General features: G+C 62.9%; 14 protein-coding genes and 1 pseudogene. 7 read left to right on the top strand and 8 right to left on the bottom strand.

Annotated elements, in window-relative coordinates; genetic code table 11:
* Positions 1 to 91 precede the first annotated feature (91 nt).
* Positions 92 to 553 carry a hypothetical protein gene (locus U5A58_RS23430; RefSeq protein WP_321963207.1) on the bottom strand — a complete coding sequence of 154 codons (462 nt, stop codon included), beginning with the start codon at positions 551 to 553 and terminating at the stop codon, positions 92 to 94.
* An 886-nt stretch (positions 554 to 1,439) separates the two neighbouring features.
* Between U5A58_RS23430 and U5A58_RS23425 the strand changes: the two genes are divergently transcribed.
* From U5A58_RS23425 to U5A58_RS23400, 5 genes and pseudogenes are all read left to right on the top strand, one after another.
* Complete coding sequence (locus U5A58_RS23425) at positions 1,440 to 2,546, top strand: acyltransferase (protein WP_321963206.1); 1,107 nt, start codon at positions 1,440 to 1,442, stop codon at positions 2,544 to 2,546.
* Between the two features lie 228 nt (positions 2,547 to 2,774).
* On the top strand, positions 2,775 to 3,752 hold the full coding sequence (locus U5A58_RS23420; RefSeq protein ID WP_321915811.1) for a LysR family transcriptional regulator: 978 nt from the start codon (positions 2,775 to 2,777) through the stop codon (positions 3,750 to 3,752).
* Positions 3,752 to 5,221, top strand: coding sequence for an NAD(P)/FAD-dependent oxidoreductase (locus U5A58_RS23415; RefSeq protein ID WP_321963205.1), 1,470 nt, complete (start codon positions 3,752 to 3,754; stop codon positions 5,219 to 5,221). The genes U5A58_RS23420 and U5A58_RS23415 overlap by 1 nt, the downstream gene beginning before the upstream one ends.
* Positions 5,222 to 5,259: 38 nt before the next feature.
* Positions 5,260 to 6,371, top strand: a pseudogene (locus tag U5A58_RS40875) (CMD domain-containing protein).
* Between the two features lie 46 nt (positions 6,372 to 6,417).
* On the top strand, positions 6,418 to 7,722 hold the full coding sequence (locus tag U5A58_RS23400) for an MFS transporter (RefSeq protein ID WP_321963202.1): 1,305 nt from the start codon (positions 6,418 to 6,420) through the stop codon (positions 7,720 to 7,722).
* A 45-nt stretch (positions 7,723 to 7,767) separates the two neighbouring features.
* On the opposite strand, the gene U5A58_RS23395 is transcribed toward U5A58_RS23400, so the two are convergent.
* The 3 genes from U5A58_RS23395 to U5A58_RS23385 all read right to left on the bottom strand — a co-directional run bounded on the left by U5A58_RS23395 (position 7,768) and on the right by U5A58_RS23385 (position 9,475).
* Positions 7,768 to 8,277, bottom strand: a complete 510-nt coding sequence (locus U5A58_RS23395) for a septal ring lytic transglycosylase RlpA family protein (protein ID WP_321963201.1) — start codon at positions 8,275 to 8,277, stop codon at positions 7,768 to 7,770.
* A gap of 166 nt (positions 8,278 to 8,443) precedes the next feature.
* A complete protein-coding gene (locus U5A58_RS23390; protein WP_321963200.1) occupies positions 8,444 to 8,755 on the bottom strand; it encodes a DUF4148 domain-containing protein in 312 nt (103 codons plus the stop codon).
* Positions 8,756 to 9,274: 519 nt separating this feature from the next.
* Entirely contained in the window at positions 9,275 to 9,475 is a 201-nt protein-coding gene (locus U5A58_RS23385) for a hypothetical protein (RefSeq protein ID WP_321963199.1), read from the bottom strand.
* 290 nt (positions 9,476 to 9,765) lie between these two features.
* Between U5A58_RS23385 and U5A58_RS23380 the strand changes: the two genes are divergently transcribed.
* Positions 9,766 to 10,632: an NAD(P)-binding protein gene (locus U5A58_RS23380; protein ID WP_321963198.1), complete on the top strand. Its 867-nt coding sequence runs from the start codon at positions 9,766 to 9,768 to the stop codon at positions 10,630 to 10,632.
* Between the two features lie 12 nt (positions 10,633 to 10,644).
* Here the strand turns inward: U5A58_RS23380 and U5A58_RS23375 are convergent, their stop codons facing one another.
* From U5A58_RS23375 to U5A58_RS23360, 4 genes are all read right to left on the bottom strand, one after another.
* Positions 10,645 to 11,712 carry an ABC transporter ATP-binding protein gene (locus tag U5A58_RS23375; protein ID WP_321963197.1) on the bottom strand — a complete coding sequence of 356 codons (1,068 nt, stop codon included), beginning with the start codon at positions 11,710 to 11,712 and terminating at the stop codon, positions 10,645 to 10,647.
* Between the two features lie 18 nt (positions 11,713 to 11,730).
* Complete coding sequence (locus U5A58_RS23370) at positions 11,731 to 12,522, bottom strand: ABC transporter permease (RefSeq protein WP_321963196.1); 792 nt, start codon at positions 12,520 to 12,522, stop codon at positions 11,731 to 11,733.
* Positions 12,519 to 13,451, bottom strand: coding sequence for an ABC transporter permease subunit (locus U5A58_RS23365; protein ID WP_321963195.1), 933 nt, complete (start codon positions 13,449 to 13,451; stop codon positions 12,519 to 12,521). The genes U5A58_RS23370 and U5A58_RS23365 overlap by 4 nt, the downstream gene beginning before the upstream one ends.
* Positions 13,452 to 13,554: 103 nt before the next feature.
* On the bottom strand, positions 13,555 to 14,664 hold the full coding sequence (locus U5A58_RS23360; RefSeq protein ID WP_415774280.1) for an ABC transporter substrate-binding protein: 1,110 nt from the start codon (positions 14,662 to 14,664) through the stop codon (positions 13,555 to 13,557).
* Between the two features lie 495 nt (positions 14,665 to 15,159).
* On the opposite strand from U5A58_RS23360, the gene U5A58_RS23355 reads away from it, so the two are divergent.
* Positions 15,160 to 16,293, top strand: coding sequence for a porin (locus tag U5A58_RS23355; protein WP_321963193.1), 1,134 nt, complete (start codon positions 15,160 to 15,162; stop codon positions 16,291 to 16,293).
* Positions 16,294 to 16,296 lie beyond the last annotated feature (3 nt).

Genomic DNA, 16,296 nt, shown 5'->3' with positions numbered 1-16,296 from the left:
CGACTCATCTTCTGCCCGGTATCGGCCATCGGTTTCCTCGCTTTGTCCGGAACTTCGCGTTATCGAGAGACCAACCGCACCTGCGTTCACTTCATCGGGTCACGCGCACCGAGTTGTTGCCGAGCAGGACACGCACACGGTCGCCCGGCACGAACTGCTGATCCGCATCCTGAACCACCGACATCAGTTGCCCCGAATCCAGACGCACCACGATTTCGAGGCCCGCACGCTGCGTGACGCGCTGCTCCACGGCATTGCCTGCCGCGCCGCCCAGCACGGCGCCGCCGATGCCCGCCGCAACCGAACCCGTGCCGCGCCCGATGTTGCTGCCTGCCGCGATACCGCCGAGCGCGCCGCCGGTTATCGCACCAATGCCGGTCGGGCCCGGCTGGATCGAGACGGGCCTCACGTTTTCAACGACACCGAGCTCGACCACCATCACCTGCTGCGCCTGTGCAGGCGTAAAGGTGGAGCCCGAAGTTGGGGCCTCGCAAGCGGAAAGCGCGAGCGTTGCAATCAGCAAAGGGACAAACGCACCGCCAGCACCTCGCATCCCAGTCTCCTTGTTAGCGTCACCGGAGCGGACTCTGTGACGGCAATCGAAAGACAGTCTTCGCCACGAGGCATCGTGCGTATCCGGCTTCCAGAGCGCCGCACGATCCCGATAGAGACCGGATCACGCACGAAGATTCAGGAATTGTGCGCACGCGTAAAGACTAACCGGTTTTAGAAGGGAACGCTCGTTGAGTGGATAAACCGGCGTTCACCATTTTGTCAGCTGCATGCTATGTCTCTTTTCGACAAATTGGCTGCCTTCACAGGTAGCAGAATACAGATGGTTGGTTTGCCAACATTTATGCCGAATATCGGGACCGCGCCTCAGTACTGGCCGTTTCCGGATCGTTCCTCGTTTTTGTGCATGTTTCCCAATCCCCGATAAACGAATGTCTGCAAATATTCCGGTGTTGGCTCGCGACCTCGTAATTCTGTCTAAATCGCGGGCAACGCCAGGCACGGGACTTACGGATTTGTCGTTATGTCGAAAGGAACCAGTGAAGGCGTAGCCGGCCGGCTCTCAATATAAGGAATCCTTACCGTTTGCTGATCAAGTGCACCAGCGCTTATGGCCGTGGCCGCCGTGCGCATGTTCGTTCCGCATAGAGCACGACCTTCAATGGTGCGCCATCGGACGCGTCACCTCACTGCGGCTTTCATCGGACGATATGCCGGAGCATATCCTTGGCGCCACCCCGCGACGCGACCGCAAGATCCACGGCTAGCGCCATCGTCATCGCTGCGCAATGCGTGGTCCCGAACCACCAAGGGCAATTCTGATATCCAAAATCGCTCGATATGTTAATTAACGCACCAACCCACGCCGCGTCGCACTCTATTTTTGCGAAGCGCAGTTACCCAAAAAAAACGTCACGGCGGGGAACATGGAGACGACGAACAAGAGCTCGAGGTACGCCACGCTAGACGGCCTGCGCGGCTTAGGCGCACTGTTTGTCCTCGTCCAGCACTTTTCTCCGATGTATCACGTGCCACTCCTCGGCCACGCCTATCTTGCGGTCGATCTATTCTTTGCAATGAGCGGCTTTGTCATTGGTAGTGCTTACGATAAGAAGATCGCTTCCGGATCCTTGAAGTTCAACCAGTACATCCTGCTGCGAGTGCTTCGCCTGTATCCGCTCTACCTCGCCGGTCTCGTGCTTGGCACCATCGCCATGATGGTTCGCTTGCCTGCTTCCTACTGGGCCGAGATCGCGTCGGCGCTGCCGGCAAACGTGCTCATGCTGCCGAGCCGTGTGGTATTGCCCACCTTCTACCCATGGCTTCTGACCATTGACTTTAGCTACCCGCTGGACTTTCCGGCGTGGTCGCTATTCTTCGAGCTGGCGGTGAGCCTCGGCTATGGGCTGTTCTTTCGCTTTCTGAGCACCCGAATGCTCTTGCTGATCATGTGCGTTTCGGGGGTGGCGCTCGGTATCGCCGCATACACGTCCACCCTCAACAGCGGTGCGTTCTGGTCGTCGTTCTACCAGGGCTTCGCGCGCGTCGGCTATTCGTTTCCCGCCGGCCTGCTGTTGTACCGCCACTGTCGCCCCGGACAATCCCGCAATCATCTGGCGACGCTCGCCGTCCTCCTGGCCGCAATCGGCCTGCTCGGCGTTGCGTGGCCCGCGGCACATCAACATGCGTCGGATCTGTTTCTTGCACTCGCCGTCCCGCCCGCGCTGGTATGGGTGACGACGCGCGTGGAACCGCCCGCGCGGTTCCTGCGCCTTTGCGCGTTCTCCGGCATGGTCTCCTATGGCATCTATGCGATGCATGTGCCGGTGGAGATCATCCTGCAGGAGATCGTGTACCACATCCACGGGCTTGCCCATCCAGGCGGCGTCACCGCGCTGCTACTGCTTCCCGCCGTCGTGCTGGTCGCCTGGGCCGCCGACCGTTACTACGACACCCCCCTGCGCCGAGCCGTGCTCACGCGCTCGCGTGGCCGGCGCACCGCGGGACCGGTCTCCAGCAGCGCCCGCGCGTAGGCGTCGGAGACCGCACCGAACCGCTCCGGCAAGGTCGCCACCACGGTGCGCGACCGCTACTCCCATGAAACATCGTCAGCTCTGCGCAGTTGCGAAAAGCCGCGCTAGGGCAAACCCCTCTTTCGCTACGCCGGAATAACGATATAAAAATCCATTATTTGGAAAACGCATTCTGAACGCGTAAGAATGCGAATTCTGAATTCTTGCGCGCCCGGACACCCACGGAAGATGGAACTACGCCAGCTCGAAGCCTTCGCCGCAGTGATCACGACCGGCAGCGTCACCGCCGCCGGCCGTTTGCTGGGGCGCTCGCAGCCCGCGATCACGCGGCTGATCCAGGAGCTCGAAACCGAGGTCGGCTATCCGCTGTTCACGCGCAATGGCCCGCGCGTCACGCCCACCGAGCAAGGCATCCAGCTCTACGAGGACGTCGAGCACGTGCTGACGGGCGTTCATCAGATCCAGAAGCGCGCCGGCGAGATCGGCCGCGGCGAAACCCGGCCGCTGCGCATCGCCGCCACTTCCGCGCTCGCCGCCGGCCTCGTGCCCGCCGCGCTCGCGCGCACCGAACTCGCGGGCGCCGCGCAGACGATCCAGCTGCGCAGCCTGCCCCCCGAGCAGGTCGTGCACGATGTCTTGACCGGCGCGGCTGACATTGGCGTGGCGAGCCTGCCGCTCGAGCACCGCGGCGTGGTCGTGCACTGGATCGGGCAATCCGCGTGCGTGGCCGCGCTGCGCGACGACGATCCCCTCGCGCGCCATGACCGGCTGCCGCTTTCGGCCTGCGCGGGCCGGCGCATCGTCACGATGCAGAACCCCTATCGCCTGCGCCGCCGCCTCGACCACGCGTTCGCGCAAGCCGACGTCACGCCAGCCGGTCTGATCGAAACGAATTCGTCGATGAACGCGCTGACCGCGGTTCGCGCCGGACTCGGCATCTCGGTGCTCGAACCGGTCACGGCCTACGGCATGCCGCTTGCCGGCGTGGCGATCCGCACGATCGACGCCGACATTCCGTACTTCTTTGGCGTGATCTCGCGCGACGCCATCGCGCTGCCCCCCGTGGCCGCGACGCTCATCGACGCGCTCGCCGACGCAGCGCGCGCCGTGCTGCCCGATTTCACGCTGCGCGCGAGCGCCGAGCACGCCCAAGTCCTGCAGTCGCTCTATGGCGACCTGCCTGCCAACAAGGAATCCTTGCCGTAATGAATCCGACCACTCCGTCGTCCGCTGGTCTCGCCGCGCTCGAAGCCCGCCTGCGCGAAGATCTCGCGTGGCTCGAACTGCCCGCGAAGCGCTGGATACCCGAGCGCACCCACAAAGGCCGCCCCGTGGTCAATGTGGCGATTGTCGGCGGCGGCATGGCTGGGCTTGCGCTCGCCGCCGCGCTCGACCATCTCGGCATCGACGCGGTCATCTACGATCAGTCGCCGCGCGGCTTCGAAGGCCCATGGGCCACCACCGCGCGCATGGAAACGCTCCGTTCTCCGAAGCAACTCACGGGCCCCGCGCTCGGCCTGCCCTCGCTCACGTTCCGCGCGTGGTTCGAAGCGCAGTTCGGGGGCGAGGCGTGGGAGGCGCTCGACAAGATCCCGCGCCTGCAATGGATGGACTATCTGCGCTGGTACCGCGATGTACTCGACATCGATGTGCGCAACGAACACCGGGTCACCGCAATCACGCCGCGCGCGGACGGCGGCGTGGCGCTGTCTGTCACGAGCCCCAGCGGCAGCGAGACTGTGTTTGCGCGCCACGTTGTCCTCGCGACGGGCCGCGACGGCCTGGGTGGGCCTTCCGTGCCTGCATTCGCGCGTGACCTGCCGCGCCGCTTCTATGCCCACTCGTCCGATGTGCTGGACTACGGCACGCTGCGCGGCAAGCGCGTCGGCGTTGTCGGCGCGGGTGCGTCGGCCATGGACAGCGCGGCAACGGCGCTCGAAGCGGGTGCGGCGTCGGTCGATCTGCTGATTCGCCGCGCGGACATCCCGCGCATCAATAAAGGCAAAGGCGCGGGTAATCCGGGCCTCACGCACGGCCATGTCGCGCTTGCCGATGACTGGAAATGGCGTATCCGCCACTACATCAACGTGCAGCAGGTGCCGCCGCCGCGCGGCAGTACGTTGCGCGTGTCGCGCCACGCCAACGCCCGCTTCAACCTCGGTGCGCCAGTGGCCGGCATCGAGCAGGTGGACGACGAACTGTACGTAAGCACCCCGAAGGGTGTCTTCGTGCTGGACTTTCTCGTGTTCGCAACGGGCTTCCGTATCGATCTGGCGAGCCGCCCCGAATTCGCGCCGTTCGCCCGCCACGTGCGTGCGTGGAAGGACCGCTACGCGCCGCCAGTTGGCGACGATGACATCGAGCTTGCCGATTCGCCCGACCTCGGACCGGCCTTCGAGTTCCAGGAAAACACACCCGGCGCGTGCCCCGGACTCGAGCGCATTCACTGCTTTTGCGCGCCCGCGACGCTCTCGCACGGCGCGCTGTCGGGCGACATCCCGGCCGTCAGCGAAGGTGCGAAGCGGCTCGCACAGGGGCTTGCCGCGACGTTCTATCGTGAGGACGTCGAACTGCATTACGCCAACATGGCGGCTTTCGCCGAGCCGGAAGTCGAAGGCGACGAATGGACAGCCGCCCCACCGCCCCCGGCGCTTGCCGAGCGCGAAGCGAAATGAAAAAGAGCGTGTGAATCTGCAGTTTTCCGGAGTTGACCATGACATACGACACTGACGACGACATCATCGATCGCGTCGCCGACCTCACGCCCGGTTCGGCCACACATGCATTGCGGCACCAGCGCGCCAAGGTGGTGGAAGCGACCCAGGGCAGCTACGACGCGCTGTTCGATCCCGCGCTCGGCGGCCTCACGCTCGTCGAGCGCTTGCTCGTCGCGCTCTACGCGAGCCGCCTCGCGCCCTCCCCGGCGCTCGTTGCCCACTACTGCGCCGAACTGGCCGCTCACGAAGTCGATGCGGCGACGCTCGCCGCCGTGCAAACGGGTGCGCCCGAGGACCTCCCTGCCCCGCGCCTGCGCGCGATCCTCGCGTTCACGCGCACGCTGATCGAAAATCCGGTCGCTGGCGACAAGGCCGCGCTGCAGACGCTCCCGGCCGCCGGCTTGACGACACCCGCCGTCGTCGCGCTCGCACAGCTGATCGCCTTTCTGTCGTACCAGACGCGCCTCGTCGCGGGTCTGCAAGCCCTCAAGCAGCTGGAGCGCGCATCATGACCGACATCATCCGTTCGCACGGTTTCACGAACGAATCGCTGGAATGGGACGCGTGGCTCGATGTTGTCGATCTCGACCATGCCACGGCGGATCAGATCGCTGTGCTCGAAGAAAGTCATCCCAAGGCAAAAGTCTCGGACTACTACCGATTTCTCGTCCATCAACCCGAGATCCTGCGGCAGCGCTCCGCCGCGTTCAACGCGATCATGTACGCGCCCGGCGGCTTGCCTCGCTCGGAACGGGAGCTTTCGACCACCGTGGTTTCGCGGCTCAACGGCTGTGTGTATTGCGCATCGGTGCATGCGCAGCGTTTCGAGCAGCTCGCCAAGCGCAACGACGTGATCCGCCAGGTGTTCGCCGACCCGCACAGCGCCGGTACGACGAAGCGCGAAGAGGCGATTGCGCGTTTCTCGGCTGCGCTGACCGAGCGCCCGAACGAGATCGGGGCGGACCAGCTGCAAGCGTTGCGCGAGGCCGGTCTCACTGACGCCGAAATGCTCGACCTGATCCATTCGATCGCCATTTTCGCGTGGGCGAACCGGCTGATGCTCAATCTCGGCGAACCCGTGTTTCCCGAGCCGGCAACCGCCGCCTGAGCGAAGCATGCTGGACCGCCCTTCAACCAATATCCGGGGATAGCCGATGGACACTCAACCAGGCATCAAGCCCGTCATCGTGGCCGCCGTGCTGGCCAATGCGATGGAGTGGTTCGATTTCACCATCTTCGCAGCGATGACGCCGATCATCAGCAAGCTGTTTTTTCCGGTCTCGCATGGCGCAGCGGGCGCGGATCTGAATGCGATCCTGCTGACTACGGCTCTCTTCGGCGCAGGCTTTTTCATGCGCCCCGTGGGCGGCCTGCTGCTCGGCCTCTACGGCGATAAATATGGCCGCAAGGCGGGCATGACGCTCGGCATGGGAATCATGGCGCTGGCCGCCGCGATCATGACCTTCGCGCCGACCTACGCGACGGCCGGCCTCGCGGCGCCGCTGCTGATGCTGGTGGCCCGGCTCCTGCAAGGTTTTTCGATAGGCGGTGAATTCGGCACTTCCACGTCGTTCCTGATCGAACTGGCGCCGCCGAATCGCACCGGCTTTTACGGATCGTGGCAGATGAGCGGGCAACTCATGTCGACGATGCTGGGCGCCGCGCTCGGCATGGTGGTCACGCAGGTGTTCACGCCCGAGCAACAGCTCGCGGGCGCCTGGCGCATCCCGTTCGCGGTGGGCCTGCTCATTGCGCCGCTGACCATCTACTTGCGCCGCCATGCAAGCGAAACCTATGCGCGCATCCACGCCACGCCGCGCGCCCCGAGGACGGATGCGGCTGCCGTCAAGCGCGGGCTGCCAGACTATCTGATCGGTATGGGCATGGTGGTGGCGAGCACCGTTACCTTCTACGTCACGTTCGGCTATACCGTCACCTACGCGAAGCAGGTTCTCAAGCTGCCCGTTTCGGAAAGCTTCATGGTGCAAATGATCGCGGCCATCGTCATGCTGATCGTGACGCCGCTCGCGGGGGCGCTATCCGACCGCTACGACCGCAAGACGCTGCTGGTCGGGTCCCTGGGCGCCTACCTGGTTGCGATCTATCCGCTCTATGCGTGGGTCGTGGCGGCGCCGTCCGTGCCCCGGCTCCTCGTCACGCAAATCGTGATCGGCGTGCTCAGCGCGACCTTCCTCGGCGTCTATTGCACGACGCTTGCGGAGATGTTCCCCAAACGCACGCGCGCGACGTCGCTCGCCGTGGTCAATAACGTCGTTGTCCTGATCTTTGGTGGCTTTGCACAGACTTTCGTGACGTGGCTCATTGCGCTCACGGGTTCGCCGCTGGCGCCGGTGCTCTATGTGATGATCGGCATCGCGCTCAGTCTCGTAGCCGTCATGGCGCTGAAGCCGGGCCATTTCAGGCAGCGCAGCGCAAGCGCCGCTCAAACCATGGGATGATGCGGTGGCGACAGGAGCGTGGCGTGACGCGGGTCAGCCCTCACGTCACCTTCCTGTTGCGAGAATTCCGCCGCCATCCGGCTCCGTCTGTGCATTCTGCGTGTTCTCCACGCGTTCGATCTGCACTCGCATCGACCGTGCGTCAGTCAACCCCAGGGTCTTCGCCGCGGCATAAGAGAGATCGATGATTCGGCCTTTCACGTAGGGGCCGCGATCGTTGATGCGCACGACAACCGACTTTCCGGTTGCCATCGACCTCACGCGCACGTAGCTGCCAAGCGGCAATGTACGATGCGCAGCCGTCAATGAGCCGGCATCAAAGCGTTCTCCGTTGGCGGTCTGCCGCCCCTGGAATTTTTCCGCATACCACGACGCCTCGCCGGATTGCACAACCTCGTGCCGCGTGCGACAGGAATCCACGCTGCATGCAGTTTGTCTGGGCGCGATCTGACCACACGCCGTAAAGAAGGCGCAGATCGCACAAACTCCCACATAGCGCAGCGATGGCTTCATAGACCACATATTAGTCAATGAGCGGCGATTAAACGTTTTCAAGTTTCGGAGCATTCCGCGTGCCCGGGTAAGGCGGGCCGGGCCGAAATTCTGGCAACTTTTCAGGTTTCTTGCAATGGGCCTGTCAGTCCGGCCCTCATTTGGCTGCCGGTAACGAACCCAAACAAAGCCCCTCCATTCGGAGGAAGGGCTTCGTCAACGCAATGGTTTACTGACCGAAGTAAATCGGCTTCATGCTGTCGCCGGTTGCGGCAGCGGGCGCACCAGACGCCGACGTCCCGCCAACCATTCCGCCATAGCTGCTCCCGCCGTTCTGCGCGGCCACGCGCGCTTCGGCAGCCTGGATATCGGCTGGATAATTTGTGTTGTCGCCGTCACCTGGGTGGTAGCCAGCCTGTTCCAGTTGCACGAGTTCGGCGCGGACCTGCTCGGGAGTCACGGCGGCGTTCGATTGTGCGAACGAAGCCGCCGGAGCAGACAAAATGGTAAGGATAACGAATGTTTGACCTAGCGATTTCATGATGAGCTACCTCTAAGGATTGCCATGTGGGGTGCAACAGGCCTTTTTGTCTGCACAAAAAAGCCGCTTCACTTCGCTCATTTCCTCCTCTATCGAGGGCCTGCTCGAAGCGGGCACCTTCGCCTCGTTGCAAGACCGGGCCGAACCTACGCGCAGGCGCAATACGCTCTCGCTATGTTTTTCCCGCGCCCCCGATCGCCTCCATCAATCGATGGGGGCCAGAAATGGGTAGCTCATCGTTGATTACCCGTTCAATATTTCCGCCATGTTCCTGCTTGTACTGCCCTGCTCCCGGTACCCGAGCCGCCCGAAGTGCAGGCGGCACCGTGGTTTCGCTGCCACCATTCATGGTGATCGAAGTTGCGCAGAAGATCGGCCCGACGACGCTCACGAAGGTAGTGCGCCGTCACGCCGGCCAGCGCGATCACAATCACGATCGCGCCGGCAGCGGTACATAGCCACGTTTGGTCCACATCAGCCCCCCGCGGTTACACCGCGCGCTTTGTATGCCGCTGGCACTCAGCCGTGGTAGTAGCCGTCGCTAACGGAGTTTTGCAGCACGCCGTCGACATACACGGCGACCGGGTCGCCGTCGGCGGAGGTGAGGATCGAGCCGGGGTGCGAGCCGATGATCTTCATCCGGCCACCTTGAAACCTGGTCATTGCTTCGTGATCGAGCTCTTGCGACTTCTGAAGATCGCGGATGGTCAACGTAGTCATGATGGGTCTCCTTGAACAGGACGGTTGCAGGATGCGTCAAGCGGCCAGCCGCTCGCGCCACATCATGCAGATGTCGTGCCATCGGGCACCATCCGCGCAAAGCCCGACCCAGCGTGCATTGCGACGATGCGAGTTTGGGCGCGGCCATCACCTGGCCGAAAGATGTCGGGGAATCGCCGACAGGCGGGCCGCGCCGTGTGGCGGTCGTCTTGTTTCGGTCGTTCGTGGGCAGCCGAACCTGGGTCTGAACGGCTGAGTGATACGCTAGGCAGTCACAGCGGTGCTGTCTTGTGCAACGCACGATCGCCAATCGATTTCCGCCTGGGTCCGAGGTAACGATGTGGATCTTCCGTGTTCATGAGCCCCGCCTCGGAGGGCTGCGCATTCGGGAATGGCGCCGCGAGGTGCGCCTGACCATTGCGCTTCTCGCCCTGCTGCTCGTTGGCGCGGCCACTGGGTTGGCCCTGCTCGACCAGTCCGGTGCTCCGCTTTCCGGCAAAGTATTTACGGCCCTTTGGGACGGGTTCAATCTCGTCACGACACTCGGCGACTTTACGGAGTTCAATCCGAGTCAGAAGATCTTCATGCTGCTGGCCATGTCGGCGACGATGGTGATTGGCGGATTCGCGGTTTCCAGGCTCACTGGCATGTTATCGAGCGACGACGTGCTGGCTTATCGGGAGAACAGGCTTATGGAACGCAAGCTCGGACATCTAGCGAATCATGTCGTGCTGGTTGGATTCCATTCGCTTGGCGAACTGGTCGCCAACCGCTTGCGCGAAGCAGGAGAGACAGTGCTCGTCGTCGTGGGCGACCAGGAGCAGGCGCACCGGGCGGCGGATCGTGGACTGATGGTGGTTCTGGGTCCCCCGGACGTATTCGACGACGTGCTCAGGCGCGCGCGGCTCGATAGCGCCAAAGCACTGATCGTGACAACGCCCGACAGCAACAACAATCTGGCGATCACCTTGCTGGCGCATACGCTGAACGCTTCGCTTGCGATCGTCGTGCCCGGCGAAAATCCCTTGAGAAAGGGGCTATTCGAAAGCGCCGGAGCGTCCGACGTCGTCATCGGCGAGGAGATCGTGGCGAATGCGCTGGTCGGCAAGCTCACGGACCGTGTGGAGGCAGCGGCAGCGCGACCTCCTCGATCATAGTGGCTGGCGTGCTCACGCCCCCTCTTCGAGCACCAGCAGATTCTCGTGCGAAAAGCCGAGCGCGACAGGCTGACCGCGTTGCGGCAAGGCGTGGTTGGGGTCGTTGAAGATGTCCAGCGAAACGACGGCTTCCTTCACGCGCGCACGGATGCGCACCACCGCACCGAGAAAGTCGATGTCCTCGACCGTCGCGGCAAGCGAGTTGCGGCCCGCCGCCGGCGCTTCCAGACGGATCGCCTCCGGCCGCACTGCGAGCAGGCGCGCGCGGCCCGCGTCGTCGGCGGGCAGCGGCTGCGAGGTGGTGAGCACCTGGCCGTCGACCGCGATGCGCCCCGTCGCCGGATCGACGATCTTGCCCGGCAGCAGGTTCAGCGTGCCGACGAACGACGCCACGAAGCGCGTGCGCGGGAAGTTGTAGATCTCGGCAGGCGTACCCACCTGCTCCACGCGCCCTTCGTTCATTACGACAATGCGATCGGAAATAGACAGCGCTTCCTCCTGGTCGTGCGTGACGAAAATCGACGTGATGCCAAGCTCGCGCTGCAGCGCGCGAATATCCTGGCGCAGCGAGATGCGGATTTTCGCGTCGAGCGCAGATAGTGGCTCGTCGAGCAGCAAGACCTCTGGTTTTCCGGCAATGGCGCGCGCGAGCGCGACACGCTGCTGCTGGCCGCCGGAGAGCTGCCACGGGTAGCGCTCGCCGAAAAGCGGCAGCTTGATGAGCTCGAGCATCTCCTCCACGCGCTTGTTGATTTCGCTTTGCGGGCGGCCCGCGACTTTCAGGCTGAAACCGATGTTCCCGGCAACGGTCATGTTCGGGAACAGCGCGTACGACTGAAACACCATGCCGATCTTGCGCGCCCGCGTGCGCATCCGCGTGACGTCCTTGCCGGCGATACGGATCGCGCCGCGCGTCGGATCTTCGAAGCCGGCGATCATGCGCAGCACCGTCGTCTTGCCGCAGCCCGACGGCCCGAGAAACGTGATGAATTCGCCGCGCTCGATCTGCATGTCGAAGTGATGCAGCGCCGTATGCGCGCCGAACGACTTGTGCAGATTCTCTATCTCAAGGAATGCCATGAATGATGTCCTGGTTCATCAGGATTTGTGAGCCGCCGCCGCGCGCACGGAGCCGAAGACCTGGATCAGGCCCATTGACGCCCATGTGACGACGAACGCGATGATCGCGAGCGCGGACGGTTCGTAGGCGCGGTTCGCGCCGATCAGCTGCAGATAAGGGCCGAACGCCGGGCGGTCGAGCAGGCTCGCCATCGTGAACTCGCCGATCACGACGGCAAAGGTCAGGAACGCACCCGAGAGGATGCCCGAGCGGATATTCGGGAAGATCACCTTGAAGAGGATCGTGGGCCAGCCGGCGCCGAGCACCTCCGCCGCTTCGGTGAGCGTGCGCACGTCGACCGCGCGCAGGCCGGCATCGACCGAGCGGTACATGTAGGGCAGCGCGAGCGTGACGTAGCCGAATGCGAGCAGCAAGTCGGTTGCGCGCTCGTTGCCGGTCATCGGCAGCCACGAACTGCTGTTGTAGAGGCGCAGATAGCCGAACACGATGACGATTGCCGGAATCACGACCGGCAGCAGCGTGATGAACTCGACCACAGGGCGCAGCTTCGGCAGCCGCAGTTGCACCCAGTAGGCCGTCGGCACGACGAGCAGCACGCCAATCACGATCGTCACGAACGCCATCAGCACGGAATAGCCGAACGACGCCTGAAAGCTCGGGTCGCCCAGCACGACCTTGTACGCGTCGAAGCTGTATGTGCCGCGTCGCATGCGCAAGCTGAACTCGAAGGTCGCGAAGAGCGGGATCAGGAAATACAGTGCGCCGACGACAATCGCGATCCAGGCGCCCAGCCGGGATGGCTTTTTCATCGGCGTCCCCTTTCGGCGCGCGCACGCAGCCAGAGATAGCCGCCGTTCGAGAGCCCCGTGATCACCACCATGCCGAGCGCGAGCGCATAGCCGAGGTTCTGGTTGTGCAGCACGTCGCCGCGCACCTGGGCATACAGGAGGATCGTCACGATGTTCAGCGAACTGCCGGTCAACGCGTACGCGGTGGCGACTGCGCCGAACGCGTTGGCGAACAGCAGCAGCGCGCCGCCAAGCACGCTTGGCCACAGCACCGGCAGCGCAATGAGGCGCCAGTAGTGCCACGCGGTGCCGCCCAGGCAGTCGCATGCCTCGCGCCACTCGCGCTTCAGGCCATCCAGCGCGGGTGCAATGATCAGGACCATTAACGGAATTTCAAAGTACAGGTAGGTGATCGTCAGTCCCCAGAAACTGAGAATGCTGAAGCCTGTGGCGTAGAGGTTCACGTGCGCGTAGCGGTGCAGCAGCATCGTGACGAGACCGACGCGCCCGAGCGTGCAGATGAACGCGAACGCGAGCGGCACGCCGGCGAAATTCGACGCGACACCGGAGAAGGTCAATAGCGTTGGACGGATCCAGCCGGGCAAGCGGCCGAGCACCGCGGCCCACGCGAGCAGCAGGCCGATGACCGCCCCACCCGCCGCCGACGCCGTACTCACCTTGATGCTGATCCAGTACGCACTCAGCACCTCCGGCTCGAAGAGCTGCCGGAAGTTCTCGAGCGTGAACCGGCCTTGCGCATTCTGGAACGCACCGGCCATGAGGTACACGGTCGGCGCGATCAGGAACAGCAGCGTGAAAATGAAGAACGGCGCGACGCCTAGCAAGGACAGGTAGCGCGCGGCGCCCGAGGATCGCTTTGCGTGCGGAGCGTTTCCCGGCGGCACGGCGAGATCAGGCACGTTGGGCTCCACGTTGGATACAGTGCTCATAGGGCTTTCAGGAACGAGGAGTGAGCGATGCAATGCCAGCGAAAGTTGCGGCTGGCGCGCGAGCGCGGATCACCGCCTCGCGCATCACCATCCGCAATCGCGCTTACTTGACGTTCGCGCCTACGACGCTATCCCACTGCTTCGTCACAGCCGCTTTGGTCGCGTCCTGCTGCTGCAGCGTCGGGAATACGGCCGATTTGTAGGCCGTGGCGGGCGGCAGCTTCGCCAGCAGTGCGGCGGGCACCTTTTTCTGCGCGGCAAGCTCGTTGTAGCGGATCGGGTGGCAATAACCCGCGAGCCAGCCGAGCTGCCCTTCGTCCGAATAGAGGTACTCCATCCACAGCTTCGCGGCGTTCGGGTGCGGCGCGTAGGCGCTGATGGCCTGCACGTACACGCCCGCAACGACGCCCGTCTTCGGCACGACGACTTCCACCTTCGGATTGCCCTTGAGCGTGTCGCGGTCGGCAAGCGCGTTGTAGTCCCAGCGCACGAGAATCGGCGTCGTGCCCTGCGCAACGGAGGCGGCCTTGCCGATCACCGGCACGAAGTTGCTGTTCTTGTTCAGGTTGGCGAAGAACTGGAGACCGGCCGCTTCGGCCTTGCTCGCATCACCCTTGGCCGACGACAGGCCAGCCGCGTAGACGGCCTGGATCGCCTGGTTCGACGCGCGCGGGTCACCGGCCAGCGCCACCGCGTTCTTGTACTCCGGCTTCTGCAAATCGCTCCAGTCGGTCGGGGCCTTGTCGATCATGTCCGCGTTGACTTCGAAAGAAAGGACGCCGTAATAGTCGCCATACCAGTATCCGTCGGCGTCCTTCGAGTCGTTCGGGATCGACTTCCAGGTCGACACCTTGTACGGCTGCAACAGACCGTCTGCCTTTGCCGACGGACCGAACGAAAGACCGACATCGATCACGTCCGGTGCCTGCGGACCCTTGTTGCCTTTATTTGCCTTGATCGCCTCGATCTCATCGCCCGAGCCCGCATCCGGATTCAGCTCGTTGACCTTGATCCCGTACTTCGCCTTGAAGGCTTCGATCATCGGACCATAGCCGCACCAGTCGTGCGGGAGCGCAATGACCGTCAGCTGCCCTTCCTGCTTCGCGGCGGCGACGAGCGCGTCGGACGGCGCCGCATTCGCGCTGCCCACGCCCATGGAGGCCAGTACAGCGGCGCCTGCCGCCGACAGCAAACCAAAACGGCTTGTACTCATCCGATTCATAGAATTTCCCATCCTTTGCCGAAATTAACGTGTGGTGAAAAACAGCAAGCAAATTGGCGCACGCCTGCAGGCTGCCGCTAATGCCCTTTTCCGGTGCATAAGCCGGGGCGTAAGGCGCGCCAGATCGTAATGGCGCAATGAGTCAGATTCGTGTCAGCGATTCTGCCCGAAGGGAAAACGCATTGAAAATAGAGGCATTTGTCTATATTGTTTTATTGCGAAACCATTTTTGCTCTGCTTTCGATTGTTTATTACATCGAGTAAGAATATTTCGGAAAATGAAATATCTATTAAGTTTATTCGTGAGAAAAATTCTGTAAACGAAACTGCGGATAATAGAATGATTGATAAGAACATCTACTTAATAGATTAATAATCGGGAATTAGCCTGTCGTCGGCATGATCGACTCATGCCAGAAAAGCGCGGCGAAGGGCTCGCTCACGCCAGCCCATCGCCGCCTCTCAGACAACAAGGAAAATATTTCGATGAAGAAGTCCGCAATTTCTGTAGCTATCCTTAGTTTTTCCGGGTTCTCGACCCAGGTGTTCGCGCAAAACTCCGTGACCCTGTATGGCCTCATCGACGCGGGGATTCAGTACACGCACAATTCGGGCGGACAGAGCTCGCAAATCTCGATGACGAGCGGCAACCTCTCGGGTTCGCGCTGGGGCTTGAAGGGCAGCGAAGATCTCGGCGGCGGACTGACGACGGTGTTCACGCTCGAAAGCGGTTTCAACGTGGAGACCGGCAAGTCAGGGCAAGGAACCCGCCTGTTCGGACGTCAAGCGTTTGTCGGCCTGCAGGACAGCCGGTTCGGCACGCTGACCGCCGGGCGTCAGTACGACCCGCTCACCGACCTCGTGCAGCCCATCCAGGGCGATAACTTCCTCGGCGGCATGTTCTCGACGCCGGGCGACATCGACAACGCGGACAATACCGCGCGCTTTAGCAATGCCATCAAATGGGCAAGCCCGACGTTGGCCGGCCTGAAGGCGGAATGGATGTACACGTTCGGCGGCGTTGCCGGCTCGCAGGGATCGGGCCAGACGTGGAGCGGCGCGCTTTCGTACGGTCAGGGACCGCTTGGCCTCGCAGCGGGCTTCATGCATATCGACAACGGCAATGCGGTGCTGTCGACTCGCGGCACGACCACAGCTGACTCGCTTTTCACCACGTCGGTCAACGACGCCTACTCGTCGGCCCGTTCCATCAATATCGCGCGCCTGGGCGGCAACTACGCCATCGGTCCCGTCACGCTCGGCGGCTACTACAGCTTCGCGCAGTACGTGCCGGACGCAAGCTCGTCCTTCACGACGGCGCAAAAGTACAACACCGGCTCAGTGTATGCACTGTGGCAGATCTCCCCCGCGCTCACGACTGAAATCGGCTATACGTATATGAAGTCGAGCGGCGATTCGTCGGCGAAGTACAACCAGTTTGCGCTTGGCGCCGACTATGTGATCAGCAAGCGCACCGACTTCTACGCCGTGGGCGGTTACGGACACGCGAGCGGCGAAAATGGCGAAGGCACCGCGCAGGCCGTGATCGGTTCGACCGAAATCGACTCCGGCAAGAGCTCGCAGGCGATTGTGATGATCGGCATGCGCCACCGGTTCTAAGTG

Origin of the sequence: Paraburkholderia sp. J7 (genome assembly GCF_905220155.1) — a bacterium.
Taxonomy (GTDB): domain Bacteria; phylum Pseudomonadota; class Gammaproteobacteria; order Burkholderiales; family Burkholderiaceae; genus Paraburkholderia.
Note: the sequence above shows the minus strand (reverse complement) of the source record. Positions and strands in the feature narration are given on the sequence as shown.